Origin of the sequence: uncultured Paracoccus sp. (assembly GCF_945915435.1) — a bacterium.
In the GTDB taxonomy this organism is placed as follows: domain Bacteria; phylum Pseudomonadota; class Alphaproteobacteria; order Rhodobacterales; family Rhodobacteraceae; genus Paracoccus.
Genome location: NZ_CAMEFG010000068.1, coordinates 1 through 13,467 on the forward strand (window position 1 = coordinate 1; position 13,467 = coordinate 13,467).

Annotated in this window: 12 protein-coding genes and 1 tRNA gene; 7 read left to right on the forward strand and 6 right to left on the reverse strand. The window is 66.3% G+C overall.

From position 1 onward, the window contains the following. Window positions 1-979: nucleotide sugar dehydrogenase (locus tag Q0O97_RS16560; protein WP_294931964.1), on the reverse strand; the 979-nt coding region annotated here is incomplete at its 3' end. A 200-nt stretch (window positions 980-1,179) separates the two neighbouring features. Between Q0O97_RS16560 and Q0O97_RS16565 the strand changes: the two genes are divergently transcribed. Beyond that, window positions 1,180-1,779 (forward strand): HAD family phosphatase, encoded by a 600-nt coding sequence (locus Q0O97_RS16565; RefSeq protein WP_294931967.1) that lies wholly within the window; start codon window positions 1,180-1,182, stop codon window positions 1,777-1,779. A 48-nt stretch (window positions 1,780-1,827) separates the two neighbouring features. On the opposite strand, the gene aroQ is transcribed toward Q0O97_RS16565, so the two are convergent. Then, window positions 1,828-2,268 (reverse strand): type II 3-dehydroquinate dehydratase, encoded by a 441-nt coding sequence (gene aroQ / locus Q0O97_RS16570; protein ID WP_294931970.1) that lies wholly within the window; start codon window positions 2,266-2,268, stop codon window positions 1,828-1,830. 202 nt (window positions 2,269-2,470) lie between these two features. Between aroQ and Q0O97_RS16575 the strand changes: the two genes are divergently transcribed. After that, a complete protein-coding gene (locus Q0O97_RS16575; protein WP_294931972.1) occupies window positions 2,471-4,111 on the forward strand; it encodes a peptidoglycan-binding domain-containing protein in 1,641 nt (546 codons plus the stop codon). Window positions 4,112-4,298: 187 nt separating this feature from the next. Here the strand turns inward: Q0O97_RS16575 and ykgO are convergent, their stop codons facing one another. Next, window positions 4,299-4,424: a type B 50S ribosomal protein L36 gene (ykgO, locus tag Q0O97_RS16580; RefSeq protein WP_020948882.1), complete on the reverse strand. Its 126-nt coding sequence runs from the start codon at window positions 4,422-4,424 to the stop codon at window positions 4,299-4,301. 83 nt (window positions 4,425-4,507) lie between these two features. Continuing rightward, a tRNA-Val gene (locus Q0O97_RS16585) sits at window positions 4,508-4,582 on the reverse strand. Window positions 4,583-4,744: 162 nt separating this feature from the next. Between Q0O97_RS16585 and Q0O97_RS16590 the strand changes: the two genes are divergently transcribed. After that, window positions 4,745-5,605, forward strand: a complete 861-nt coding sequence (locus Q0O97_RS16590) for an N-formylglutamate amidohydrolase (protein ID WP_294931977.1) — start codon at window positions 4,745-4,747, stop codon at window positions 5,603-5,605. 13 nt (window positions 5,606-5,618) lie between these two features. Here Q0O97_RS16590 and Q0O97_RS16595 read toward each other — a convergent pair whose 3' ends face one another. Both Q0O97_RS16595 and pyrF read right to left on the reverse strand, forming a co-directional pair. Continuing rightward, on the reverse strand, window positions 5,619-6,350 hold the full coding sequence (locus Q0O97_RS16595) for a hypothetical protein (RefSeq protein ID WP_294931979.1): 732 nt from the start codon (window positions 6,348-6,350) through the stop codon (window positions 5,619-5,621). A 66-nt stretch (window positions 6,351-6,416) separates the two neighbouring features. Beyond that, entirely contained in the window at window positions 6,417-7,112 is a 696-nt protein-coding gene (gene pyrF / locus Q0O97_RS16600; protein ID WP_294931983.1) for an orotidine-5'-phosphate decarboxylase, read from the reverse strand. Between the two features lie 154 nt (window positions 7,113-7,266). Between pyrF and clpB the strand changes: the two genes are divergently transcribed. The 4 genes from clpB (at window position 7,267) to Q0O97_RS16620 (ending at window position 13,249) form a co-directional block, all read left to right on the forward strand. Continuing rightward, a complete protein-coding gene (gene clpB, locus Q0O97_RS16605; protein WP_294931986.1) occupies window positions 7,267-9,897 on the forward strand; it encodes an ATP-dependent chaperone ClpB in 2,631 nt (876 codons plus the stop codon). Between the two features lie 143 nt (window positions 9,898-10,040). Beyond that, window positions 10,041-11,672: an alpha-D-glucose phosphate-specific phosphoglucomutase gene (locus tag Q0O97_RS16610; RefSeq protein WP_294931989.1), complete on the forward strand. Its 1,632-nt coding sequence runs from the start codon at window positions 10,041-10,043 to the stop codon at window positions 11,670-11,672. A 70-nt stretch (window positions 11,673-11,742) separates the two neighbouring features. Further along, window positions 11,743-12,639, forward strand: a complete 897-nt coding sequence (gene msrP / locus Q0O97_RS16615; RefSeq protein ID WP_294931993.1) for a protein-methionine-sulfoxide reductase catalytic subunit MsrP — start codon at window positions 11,743-11,745, stop codon at window positions 12,637-12,639. Between the two features lie 13 nt (window positions 12,640-12,652). Continuing rightward, entirely contained in the window at window positions 12,653-13,249 is a 597-nt protein-coding gene (locus tag Q0O97_RS16620; RefSeq protein WP_294931996.1) for a ferric reductase-like transmembrane domain-containing protein, read from the forward strand. Window positions 13,250-13,467 lie beyond the last annotated feature (218 nt).

Below are 13,467 nucleotides of genomic sequence, written 5' to 3' on the forward strand. Positions count from 1 at the left end.
CCTTGATCCGCTTCATGATCCCCTGGATCGAGCTGTCGCGGAAATTGTCCGACCCCGCCTTCATCACCAGCCGGTAGATGCCCACGGTGCGGGGCTGGCGCGCCACGATCTGCTCGGCGATGAAGTCCTTGCGGGTGCGGTTGCTGTCCACGATGGCCGCGATCAGGTTCTGCGGCACCTGGTCGTAATTGGCCAGAAGCTGCTTGGTGTCCTTGGGCAGGCAATAGCCGCCGTAGCCGAAGCTGGGGTTGTTGTAGTGATCGCCGATGCGCGGATCCAGGCCGACGCCCCCGATGATCTCGCGCGGGTCCAGCCCGTGGGCGACGGCATAGCTGTCCAGCTCGTTGAAATAGGCGACGCGCATGGCAAGGTAGGTGTTGGAAAACAGCTTGATCGCCTCGGCCTCGGTCGAGCCGGTGAAAAGGACGGGCATGTCCTTGCGGATCGCGGCCTCGGCCAGCAGCGCGGCGAAGCGGTGCGCCTCGGGTCCGTGGTCGCCCACGACGATGCGCGAGGGGTGCAGGTTGTCGTGAAGCGCCCGGCCTTCGCGCAGGAACTCGGGCGAGAAGATGATGCGGTCGTAGCCGGTGGCGCTGCGCAGTTCGTTGGTGCAGCCGACATAGATGGTGGACTTGATGACGATGGTGGCCTCGGGTGCAAGGCGGCGGGCCTGTTCGACCACCGCCCGGACCGAGGAAATGTCGAAACGGTGGCTGCGCGTGTCGTAATTGGTGGGGGTGGCGACGATCACGAATTCGGCCCCCGAAAAGGCCGCCGCGGGGTCGGTCGTGGCGCTCAGGTCCAGGTCGCGGCTGGCCAGCCATTCGCGGATCTCGGCATCCTCGATAGGGGACTGGCGGCGGTTCACCAGATCGACGCGCCGCGGGTCCACGTCCAGCGCGACGACCGTGTTGGTGCCCGCCAGAAGGACGGCGCTCGACATGCCGACATAGCCCAGACCGGCGACTGCGATCTTCATGCAAACCTCGTGGTTAACCGTTTCCCTCGTCTCGTCTTATCGCGGGGATGGCGTGAAAAAGCCATGCCGGAGGTCGGGCGGGACGGTGGCGATCGGCCTGTTCCCGCCTGCCTTTCGCGCCGGATGGGCAGCCGTCGTTTGCCTGCCCCGCGCATTCGCGATATTGCGGGGGCGATGATGGCCCTTCGGCAAGAGGCAGAATGCACAATATCGTCTTCGACCTGGGCAAGGTGCTGATCGACTGGGACCCCGCGCTTGCCTTTACCGAATATTTCGATGATCCGCGCGATATTCCCGCCTGGATGGAGCGGATCGATTTCCACGGCTGGAACCTGGAACAGGACGGCGGGCGCAGCTTTGCCGACGGGATCGCCGCCGCACGGCAGGCCCACGGCGAGGACGCCCGCCCGCTTGAGGGCTATGTCCGCAATTTCCCCCGCACCATCGCCCGGCCCGTTCCCGGCACCTGGGAGGTGATCGAGACGCTGGACATGGCCGGGGTGCCCCTGTTCGCGATCACCAACTGGGCGGCGGATACATGGCCCGCCGCCTTGCACGGCTATCCCCGGCTGCACACGATCTTCCGCGATATCGTGGTTTCGGGCCGGGTCGGATTGCGCAAGCCCGATCCGGCGATCTTCGGCCTGCTGCTGGACCGCCACGGGCTGGCGCCCGGGGCAACCGTCTTCATCGACGATTCGGCGGCCAATGTCCAAGCCGCGCGGAACGCGGGAATGAGCGGGATCCTGTTCACCGATGCCCGTGCCCTGTCGGATGAACTGGCCGGGCTGGGGTTCTAGGACGGCGCGCGCGCCCTGGACATGGCGCGGCGTCGCCGCCTTGAAGGGTCAGCCCCTGACGACCGAGGCCGCGCGGCGCATTGCCAGCAGATAGCCCTCGACCCCCATGCCCAGGATGATCCCGTCGGCGCGCTGGCTGATGTGGCTGTGGTGGCGGAACGATTCGCGGCGGTGGATGTTGGAAATATGGACCTCGATCACATGGCCCTGAAAGATGTTGAGCGCATCGAGGATCGCGATCGAGGTATGGCTGTAGGCGCCCGCGTTGACGATGATGGCCTGCGCGGTGCCGCAGGCGGCGTGAATACGCTCGACCAGCGCGCCTTCGTGGTTGGATTGGAAGGTCTCGGTTTGCAGGCCCAACTCGGTGCCAAGGGCGCGGCAGGCGTTCTCGATATCGGCAAGGGTGGTGTGGCCGTAGATCTCGGGCTGGCGCGTGCCGAGCATGTTCAGGTTCGGACCGTTCAGGATCAGCACGGTGGGGGACATTCATGGCCTCGTTCGCAAGCGGCGGATTGGGCCATCTTCCGCCGGGACAGGGAAAATGCCAAGGCGGCGCGGGACGAATCATGGAATAAACCGCGCGCCGGGCGCGTAATCGCGCGGATTGCCGCATCCCCCTGACCGGGGTGCGGGACCAAAAAGCCGGGACCTGCGTTGTTTCCGGCGATTCCAGCCAAGGAGCATGCCGATGCGTCTGCCGATCATCATCCTTTCCGCCATGCTGGCCAGCACCCCGGCCTGGGCCGAGAACCGGGGCGTCGTCGTCTGGAACGAAAGCCATGCGCATGCCCCGGACCTTGCGGATGCCGATGCGCAGGCGGTGGCGGATGCGATGCGCGCGGCGGGGTTTCGCACCGTCAGCGGCAAGGACCTTGCGGCGGGCGACCTGCGCGCGGCGCTGGCCGACCTGCTGCGGCCCGACGATGATCCCGGCGTGCGGCTGGTCCTGCTGAACGGGCATTTCCTGCATGCAGGGGCCGAGACATGGATGATCGCCGCAGATGCCGAACAGCCCGACCGGATCGGCATCGGGGCGGCTGGCGTCTCGCTGGCCGCGGTCATGGAGCTGCTGGCCGATGCCGCGCCGGGGGCGGTGCTGGTGCTTGGCCAGGGCAGCGAACAGGCGCAGCCCGGTGCCGGGCTGTCCGCCGGGGTGGGTGAACTTGCACCGCCGCCCGGCGTGACGGTGCTGGCCGGTCAGGCAGGCGCCGCCACCGCGGCGGCAGAGCGGCTGTTGGAACCGGGGGCCTCGGTCGGGGATGCGTTGCAGGATGCGGGCGATGCCTTGCGGATGCTGCCCGGCGGTGACGATTCGCTGGTCCTGCTGCCCGCCGGGCAACAAGGGGCGGGGGATGGCGACCCCGTTGCCGATCGCGAGATGTGGGCGACCACCGCCGCGCAGGACAGCGCCGAGGGCTATCGCGCCTATCTGGCCCGCTTCCCCCAGGGCCTTTATTCCGCCGCCGCGCAAAGCCGCCTGGACCAGATGGCGCAGGCCGATACCGCCGCCGCGCAGGACCGCGATGCCTGGGCGGATGCGGCGGCCGCCAATACGCCGCAGGCATATCGGGATTACCTGGCGCGCTTTCCCTCGGGCCGTTATGCCGACGCGGCGGGGCGGCGGCTGGCGGAACTGGACGCGGCGCAGGCACCCCAGGCCCCCGCCCGACAGGCACAACCCGCCCCGCAGGCGCAGGCCGATGGCCCGCAGCTACGTGGCGAGAACGGGCTGAACCTGACGCGCGAGGACCGGCGCGAGGTGCAGCGCAGCCTCAACGCGCTGGGTCATGCGACGGGGGGCGTCGATGGTATTCTGGGCAGTCGCAGCCGCCAGGCGATTCGCGACTGGCAGCGGGCGAACGGGCATGCGGTTTCGGGCTATCTGGACGCCGATCAGCTTGGCGCGCTGCGCAGGCAGGGCGCCGACCGCATGGCCGAGCGTGACCGGCAGGACCGCGCCTATTGGGACAGCACCGGTGCGCAGGGGGGCGCGCGGAACCTGCGCGCCTATCTGGACCGCTATCCCAACGGCATCCACGCCCGGCAGGCGCGCGATCAACTGGACCGGATCGAATCGCGCGACCGTAATGAAACCCCGCGCGGGGACCGCGACGACCGCGCCTTTTCCCAGGCGCGCCAGCAGAACACCATTGCCGCTTATGACGCCTATCTGCGCGACTGGCCGCAGGGCAAATACGTCCGGCAGGCCCGCGAAAACCGCAATGCCCTGCGTCGCGACAACCGGCGCGGCAACGATCGGCGCGAGTTGGCGCCCGAGGATCTGCTGAGGCTGGACCCCGAGACGATCCTGCGGGAATTGCTGCGCTGATTCCCTGGCGCGTGACCGGCGCATTCCGTGGCCCGTAAGGCGCGCAAAACGAAAGGCTGCGGGGGGTTCCGCAGCCTGTGGCCCCTGCGAATCGAAACAGCGAATCAGAACAACGAAAAACGCCCGCGGCGGGTATCCTGCGGGCGTTCTCAACTGTTTTCGCTTCCCGCCCTGCGGCGGGCCTGCATCAACCCTGACGCGCCTTGAAACGGCGGTTGGTCTTGTTGATGACGTAGATCCGGCCCTTGCGGCGCACGACCTGGCAATCACGATGCCGCGTCTTGAGCGAGCGGAGCGAATTGCGAACCTTCATCGGTCTTCTCCTTTTCGCGGCGCATCGCATGCGGCGCCTTTGGAAACGAAATGCCCCCGGAAAGCCCGGGGGCGGCGAATAAATGGTGGGCGGTACTGGGATCGAACCAGTGGCCACTACGATGTCAACGTAGTGCTCTACCGCTGAGCTAACCGCCCCAACCTGGGCAATTCCGCCATTCCTGCCCGACGGCAAGGGGTGAATCGCTTTCGGTTCGCGTGTCTATATAGGCAGCCCAAAGGGGTTTCAAGTGCTATTGGCGTTCCAAACATATCCTTTATAACTTCGGGTGTCTCTGGTTTGATGGACGGATAAGCCGCATGCGATCGGACGAGCCTGTTCTGGATCTGCACCGCCCGCCCGAATGGCGCAACGGGGTGATCTTTGCCTCGCCCCATTCCGGGCGCAGCTATCCCGGCTGGTTCCTGGCCGGCGCAAGGCTTGATTCGCTGCAATTGCGTTCGTCCGAGGATGCCTTTGTCGACCGCCTGATCCAGCCTGCGTTGCGCCACGGTGCGGTGGTCCTTTCCTCGCGCGTGCCGCGCAGCCTGATCGACCTGAACCGCGCCCCCGAGGACATCGACCCGCTGGTGGTCGAAGGCGCGCCGCCCATTCGGATGAACCCGCGCATCATGGCGGGGCTGGGGGTGATTCCCCGCGTGGTGTCGCAGGGCCGGGCGATCTACAACCGCCCGATTTCCCGCGCCGAGGCCGAATATCGCATCGACGCCATGTGGCGGCCCTATCACACCGCGCTGTCCGGCCTGATCGCCGAGGCCCGCGCCCGATTCGGCGGGGCCGTCCTGATCGACACCCATTCGATGCCCCGCGATTCGCTGGCCCATCTGCCGATGCCGCGTCCCGACATGGTGCTGGGGGACCGCAACGGCGCCTCGGCCTCGGCCCGGATCGCGAAAGAGGTGGGCGAGGCCATCACCGCCGAAGGTTTCCGCATGCGCCGCAACTCGCCCTTTTCGGGGGCCTATATCGCCGCGACCTATGGCCGCCCGGCGCAGAACGTCCATGTCGTGCAGCTTGAGATGGACCGCTCGCTTTACATGGACGAAAGGCGGATCGAGCCGCGCCCCGATTTCGACCGCTTCGCCGCGCGATTCGCGGGGCTGATCGAGCGGCTGGCCGCCATCCGTCCCGACCCTGCCGTCGGCATCGCGGCGGAATAGGGCGGATTTGTGATCACATTCGCCGGGTCAGGGCCTTCAGCGACTTGCCCTTGACCATCCAACTGGTCGCGAAGGCGAAACAGGCCAAGGTTTCAAGCCAGAAGACAGGCGACAGGGCGTTGCGGTTGATCCCGGTCCAGATCGCCAGCGCGATCAGCGCCATGCAGGCCAGGATCACCGTGCCGCAGATGCGATAGACCTTGTTTTCGGCGCATTTCTGCGGGCCGGGTTCGGCTTTGTCGCTGCGGGTGAACAGCACCAGGCAATAGACCGCCAGCGCGCCGAAAAACGCCGTCGCCCCGATGAAATGCAGGTATTGGGCGGCTTGGGGGCCAAGGGCCTGCTGCACCAGCGTCGCCTCGCGCGCGATGTCGGGGGCGTGGGGGTCGGCGGTTCCGGGGCTGATCGGGGCAAGGGCCACCAGCAGCGCGCCGGTTGATGCGATGCGCGACACCAGCTTGTCCGAGATCACCTGACCCGGATCGCGGCGATAGCCTTCGTAGTTCCACAAGAACACCGCCAGCGCGCAAAGCGTGCCGGTAAAGACCTCGCGCATGGGCGAATAGAAATAGTCCGAGATGCTGAAAAGCAGCCCCTCGCCGAAGGCCGCCGCATAGGCCAGCAGCGCCAGCGGCAGGAAGAAGCCAAGCGTGCCAAGCGCGCGGCGCACCGACAGGAAGGACAGCACCAGGTCGTTGCGGGCTTCCTGCCCCCGTCCATCGCTTTCGGGTTGCTTGCCGGCCATCTTGCGCCCCCATCGCGGACCCCGGAAAGGGTCGCAGGAAAGCGGCGTTGCGTCAACGGCTTGGCGCTATCCCATGCTGCGGATCTCGTCCACGATGGCCTGCGCCGCCGCGCGCGGGTCGGCGGCCTGCCAGATCGGGCGGCCCACGACCAGGTGATCGGCCCCGGCGGCGATGGCGGATGCCGGCGTCTCGATCCGTTTCTGGTCGCCCGCCGCGCTGCCTGCGGGGCGCACGCCGGGGGTGACGATCAGCTTGCCCTCGGCCTGCGGCAGGGCGCGGATCAGCGCGGCCTCGCGCGGGGATGCGATAACGCCGTCGGCGCCGGCCTCGAACGCGCGGGCGGCGCGGGTGGTGACGATTTCCGCGACATCGCCCGGCACGATCAGCCCCGCATCCAGATCGGCCCGGTCCAGCGAGGTCAGGATGGTCACGGCGAGGATATTGAGATCCTTGCCCGAGGCCCCTTCCTTCGCCGCGCGCACCACATGCGGGTCGCCGTGGACGGTCAGGAAATCCAGATCGAATTGCGCGATGCCGCGCACCGCCGATTCCACCGTCGCGCCGATGTCGAAAAGCTTCATGTCCAGAAAGATGCGCTTGCCGTGCTGGTCCTTCAGTTCCTGCGCAAGGGCCAGCCCACCGCCGGTCAGCATCCCCAGCCCGATCTTGTAGAAGCCGACGGCATCGCCCAGCTTTTCGGCCAGTTCCAGCCCTGCCAGCGCGTTCGGCACGTCCAGCGCCACGATCAGACGGTCGTCCATCTTCCACCTCGAAATCCAGCGAATGAAGGGGGTTATAGGGGGTATGCGGCGCTCTTGAAACCCCGTTTCCCCGCGCCCAAATGGAGGGTGAGGCCCGAACCGGACCGTGCCACCAGTGGGCGGTCCCAAGCGGGTGCCAGGAAAGGATATTTTCATGGATATGGAAAAGTTTACCGAACGGTCGCGCGGTTTTCTGCAAGCCGCCCAGACCATCGCGATCCGCGAGGAAAACCAGCGCGTCGTGCCCGAACATCTGCTCAAGGCGCTGATGGACGACGATCAGGGGTTCGCCTCGAACCTGATCGCGCGGGCGGGCGGGGATGCGGCTGCGGTCAAGGCTGCCGTCGATCAGGCCGTGGCGAAACTGCCCAGGGTTTCGGGCGGCGACGGGCAGGTCTATGTCGATCCCAGCATGGTGCGGGTTCTGGACGAGGCTGAAAAGCTGGCGAAAAAGGCCGGCGACAGCTTCGTGCCCGCTGAACGCGTGCTGACCGCGCTGGCGGTCGTGAACACCAACGCCCGCGACGCCTTGCAGGCGGGAGGCGTGAATGCGCAGAACCTCAACGCCGCGATCAACGACATCCGCAAGGGCCGCACCGCCGACACCGCCGGGGCCGAGGATGGCTATGAGGCGCTGTCGAAATACGCCCGCGACCTGACCGAGGCGGCGCGCGAAGGCAAGATCGACCCGATCATCGGCCGGGACGAGGAAATCCGCCGCGCCATGCAGGTGCTGAGCCGTCGCACCAAGAACAACCCCGTGCTGATCGGCGAACCCGGCGTCGGCAAGACCGCCATCGCCGAAGGGCTGGCGCTGCGCATCATCGACGGCGACGTGCCGGAATCCCTGCGCAACAAGAAGCTGATGGCGCTGGACATGGGCGCGCTGATCGCCGGTGCCAAATACCGCGGTGAGTTCGAGGAGCGGCTGAAATCCATCCTCAAGGAAATCGAGGCCGCCGCCGGGGAAATCATCCTGTTCATCGACGAATTACATGTGCTGGTCGGCGCCGGGAAAACCGATGGCGCGATGGATGCCGCGAACCTGATCAAGCCTGCCTTGGCGCGGGGCGAATTGCATTGCGTCGGCGCCACCACGCTGGACGAATATCGCAAGTATATCGAAAAGGACGCGGCCCTTGCCCGCCGTTTCCAGCCGGTTCTGGTGCAGGAACCGACGGTCGAGGACACGATCTCCATTCTGCGCGGCATCAAGGAGAAGTATGAGCTTCACCACGGCGTCCGCATTTCCGACGCCGCGCTGGTCGCCGCCGCCACGCTGAGCCACCGCTACATCACCGACCGCTTCCTGCCCGACAAGGCCATCGACCTCGTGGACGAGGCCGCCAGCCGGTTGCGCATGGAAGTGGACAGCAAGCCCGAGGAACTTGACGCGCTGGACCGCCAGATCCTGCAGATGCAGATCGAGGCCGAGGCGCTGAAAAAGGAAGACGACGCGGCCAGCAAGGATCGCCTCGAAAAGCTGGAAAAAGAACTGTCCGACCTGCAACAGCGCAGCGCCGAGATGACGGCGCGCTGGCAGGGCGAGCGTGACCGGCTGGAAGGGTCGCGCCATCTCAAGGAACAGCTTGACCGCGCCCGTGCCGAACTGGATCAGGCCAAGCGCGACGGCAACCTGGCCCGCGCGGGGGAACTGTCCTATGGCATCATCCCCGGCCTGGAAAAGCAGCTTTCCGAGGCTGAGAACGGCGGCGCCGACGGGCTGATGGTCGAGGAAGCCGTCCGCCCCGAGCAGATCGCCGAGGTGGTCGAACGCTGGACCGGTATTCCCACCAGCAAGATGCTGGAGGGCGAACGCGACAAGCTGCTGCGCATGGAAGAGGAGTTGGGCAAGCGCGTCATCGGCCAGCCCGAAGCGGTCACGGCGGTGTCCAATGCCGTGCGCCGCGCCCGCGCCGGGCTGAACGACGAAAACCGCCCGCTTGGCAGCTTCCTGTTCCTTGGCCCGACCGGCGTCGGCAAGACCGAACTGACCAAGGCCATCGCCGAATACATGTTCGACGACGATTCTGCGATGGTGCGCATCGACATGTCCGAGTTCATGGAGAAGCATTCCGTCGCCCGCCTGATCGGCGCCCCTCCGGGCTATGTCGGCTATGACGAGGGCGGCGTTCTGACCGAGGCTGTCCGCCGGCGTCCCTATCAGGTGATCCTGTTCGACGAGGTCGAAAAGGCGCACCCGGACGTCTTCAACGTGCTGTTGCAGGTGCTGGACGACGGCGTGCTGACCGACGGGCAGGGAAGGACGGTGGATTTCAAGCAGACGCTGATCATCCTGACCTCGAACCTAGGCGCGCAGGCGCTGTCCACCCTGCCCGAGGGGGCCGACAGTTCGGATGCCCGCGCGCAGGTGATGGATGCCGTCCGCGCCCATTTCCGGCCCGAATTCCTGAACCGTCTGGACGAGATCATCATCTTCCGCCGCCTGACGCGCGCGAATATGGACGGGATTGTTCGCATCCAGCTTTGGCTGCTGGAACAGCGTCTTGAACAGCGCAAGATCGCGCTTGAACTGGACGACAAGGCCCGCGAATGGCTGGCGAACGAAGGCTATGATCCGGTTTTCGGTGCCCGTCCGCTGAAGCGGGTGATCCAGCGCGCCTTGCAGGACCCGCTGGCCGAGATGATCCTGTCCGGCGAGGTTCTGGACGGCCAGAGCGTCAAGGTCAGCGCCGGACCCGAAGGGCTGATCGTGGGCAACCGCGTCTCGGACAGCCGCCTTGGCGGGGCGGGGCAAAAGCCGCTGGACGCGCCGTTGCAGTAAGGACCGAAAAAAGACCGAACCCCCGGCCGCGCCGGGGGTTTCCATTTTATTGGCGCTTATTAGCCGTATTTTAACCCGGACGTGGCATGACCGGCGCGGTCGTGGCAGAAACAAGGCCGTTCGCAAGCTGAAAAGGTGTCCCGATGACGACCCTGACGATCCAGACCGCCCCGATTGCGGGGCAAAAGCCCGGCACCTCGGGCCTGCGCAAGAAAACCCGCGTCTTCATGCAGGCGCATTACCTGGAAAATTTCACCCAGGCGATCTTCGACGCGATCGGCGGGGTCGGCGGCAAGGTTCTGGTTCTGGGCGGCGACGGGCGCTATTTCAACGACCGCGCGGCGCAGGTGATCTTGCGCATGGCCGCCGCCAATGGGGCGGCGCGGGTGATCGTGGGGCAGGGCGCGATCCTGTCCACGCCCGCCGCGTCCCACCTGATCCGCAAGCGCGGCGCGGATGGCGGCATCATCCTGTCGGCCAGCCACAACCCCGGCGGCGCGGATGAGGATTTCGGGATGAAGTTCAACGGCGCGAATGGCGGTCCCGCGCCGGAATCGCTGACCGACCTGATCTTTGCCCGCACGCAGGAGTTGATGGAATATCGCATCCTCGAATCGCAGGACGTCGAACTGGAACGGCTTGGCGAAACGCGCCTTGGCGACATGGTGGTCGAGGTGGTCGATCCGGTGGCCGATTACGCCGATCTGATGGAAAGCCTGTTCGATTTCAATGCGATCCGCGACCTGATCGCCGGCGGTTTCCGGCTGCGCTTCGACGCCATGCATGCCGTGACCGGCCCCTATGCGCGCGAGATTCTGGTCAACCGCCTTGGTGCGGCGCCGGATTCGGTCGTCAACGACCGCCCCCTGCCCGATTTCGGCGGCGGCCATCCCGACCCCAACCCGGTCTGGGCCAAGGCGCTGATGGATGAGATGTTCGGGCAGGACGCGCCCGACTTCGGCGCGGCCTCGGACGGGGACGGGGACCGCAACATGATCGTGGGGCGGGGGGTCTATGTCTCGCCCTCGGACAGCCTGGCGGTGCTGGCGGCCAATGCGCATCTGGCCCCCGGCTATGCGCGCGGGCTGGCCGGGATCGCGCGTTCGATGCCCACCAGCCGCGCCGCCGACCGCGTGGCCGAAAGGCTGGGCATACCGGCCTTCGAGACGCCGACCGGCTGGAAGTTCTTCGGCAACCTTCTGGATGCGGGCCGCGCCACGATCTGCGGCGAGGAAAGCTTTGGCACCGGTTCGGACCATGTCCGCGAAAAGGACGGGCTGTGGGCGGTGCTGCTGTGGCTGAACATCCTGGCCGCGCGCGGGCTGGGGGTGGCCGAACTGTTGCGTGAACACTGGTCGGAATATGGCCGCACCTTCTATTCCCGCCACGATTACGAGGCCGTCGCGGCGGACCGTGCCAATGCGCTGATCCAGCGGCTGCGCGAGACCCTGGCCGACCTGCCCGGCCAGGCGCATTCCGGGCTGGTGGTCGAATCGGCGGACGATTTCGCCTATGACGACCCGGTGGACGGGTCACAGTCGGCGCGGCAGGGCATCCGGCTGAATTTCGAAGGCGGCGCGCGTGCCGTCCTGCGCCTCTCCGGGACGGGGACCGAGGGCGCGACCCTGCGCGTCTACCTGGAGCGTCACCAGCCCGACCCCGCCCATCACGGCGACGACCCCGCGCAGGCGCTGGCCCCCGTGGCGGCTGCGGTCGAGGCCATTGCGCGCATCCGCGAATTCACCGGCCGCGATCATCCCGATGTGACGACCTGACAGCGGGCGTGCGGTGGCAATTTCGGGCGATCCCGGCTATCCTGGGGGCAGGCAAGGAAAGGCTCGTTCGATGAAGCTGCGCTGGTCCGATGTCACGCCCCGCCCGGCCTATCTTGGCCGCCGCGCCTTCATGGCAGCAGGTGCCGCGATGCTGGCGGCGCCGGCCTTCGGCTTGCAGGGGCGCCCCTCGCCCCATTCCACCGACGAGGCGCTGAACAGCTTCGAGGAAATCACCAATTACAACAATTTTTATGAATTCGGCTTCGGCAAGGAAGACCCCGCCCGCCATGCCCATGCATTGACGACCGATCCCTGGTCGGTCGAGATCGACGGGCTGGTGGAGCGTCCCGGCTCCTACGGGGTCGAGGATCTCGCCCCCGAAAACGCGCTTGAGGAACGCATCTATCGCCTGCGCTGCGTCGAGGCGTGGTCGATGGTCATTCCCTGGCTTGGCGTCCCGCTGTCCGGGGCGCTGGAACGCGCCGGGGTCCGGTCGGGCGCGAAATTCGTGCGCTTCGAGACGCTCTATCGGCCTGCGGAAATGCGCGGCCAGAATGCCCGCCTGCTGGCCTTTCCCTATGTCGAGGGGTTGCGGCTGGATGAAGCGATGCACCCGCTGACCATCCTGGCCACCGGGCTTTACGACCAGCCGATGCCCAACCAGAACGGCGCGCCGATCCGGCTGGTCGTGCCGTGGAAATACGGCTTCAAGTCGATCAAGTCGGTGGTCCGCATCACCCTGACCGACCGCCAGCCGGTTTCGACCTGGGAAGCCCTGCAACCGCGCGAATACGGTTTCTATGCCAATGTGAACCCGCAGGTCGATCACCCCCGCTGGTCGCAGGCGACCGAGCGGCGAATCGGCGCGGGCCTGTTCGGCGGCAGGCAGGACACGCCGATGTTCAACGGCTACGGGGATCAGGTCGCCGCGCTTTATTCGGGCATGGATCTGGCAAAGCATTATTAATGGCCCGTTATTGATGGTTTCGCGCCTCAACGCCCTGCTGCGCAGGATCCCCCTCTGGGTGGTCTGGATCCTGGGCCTGCTGCCCCTGGCATTCCTGTTGCGCGACACGCTGGCCGGAAACCTGGGCGTCGATCCCATCCCCCGGATCGAGCATCGCCTTGGCCGCACCGCCTTCTATTTCTTGGTCGGCGGCCTCGGCATCTCGCCCTTCCTGTGGCTGAGCGGGGTCAGCCTGATCCGTTTTCGCCGGGCGGTGGGGCTGATCGCCTTTCTCTATATCTGCCTGCATATCGCGGCCTGGGTCGTCCTGGACATGGGGCTGACCTGGAACCAGATGGCGCGGGACGTGCTGCGCCGCCCCTATCTGACCGTGGGGATGGCGGCCTTCGCGCTGCTTTTGCCGCTGGCGGTCACCTCGAATGCCGCGTCCATCCGGGCGTTGGGCGCGCGGGCATGGAAGAACCTGCACCGTCTGGTCTATCTCGCCGTGCCGCTGGCGGGGTTGCACTATCTATGGGTGGGCAAGCTGGCCGAGCCGCAGCCGCTGTCCTGGCTGGCGATCATCCTTCTTCTGCTTTGCCTGCGCCTGTTCCGGCGCCGCCGGGGGTGATTCCGGCGGGATTCGGGGGAATCGGACCATGATTCCCGCCGGATTCGCGGAAATGGGGCGATGATTCCCTGAAACGGGCAGGAAGGTGCGGGCGGTGTCACAAAAGCGCAAAGAAAAATATAAGTAAAATCATAGCGTTGTATGTAATTTTAACTTTTCTTCCTTTTCCTTCTTGCGTCCGGTTCGCTGTGGGCCTAGATACCGCTTCACCGAGACGA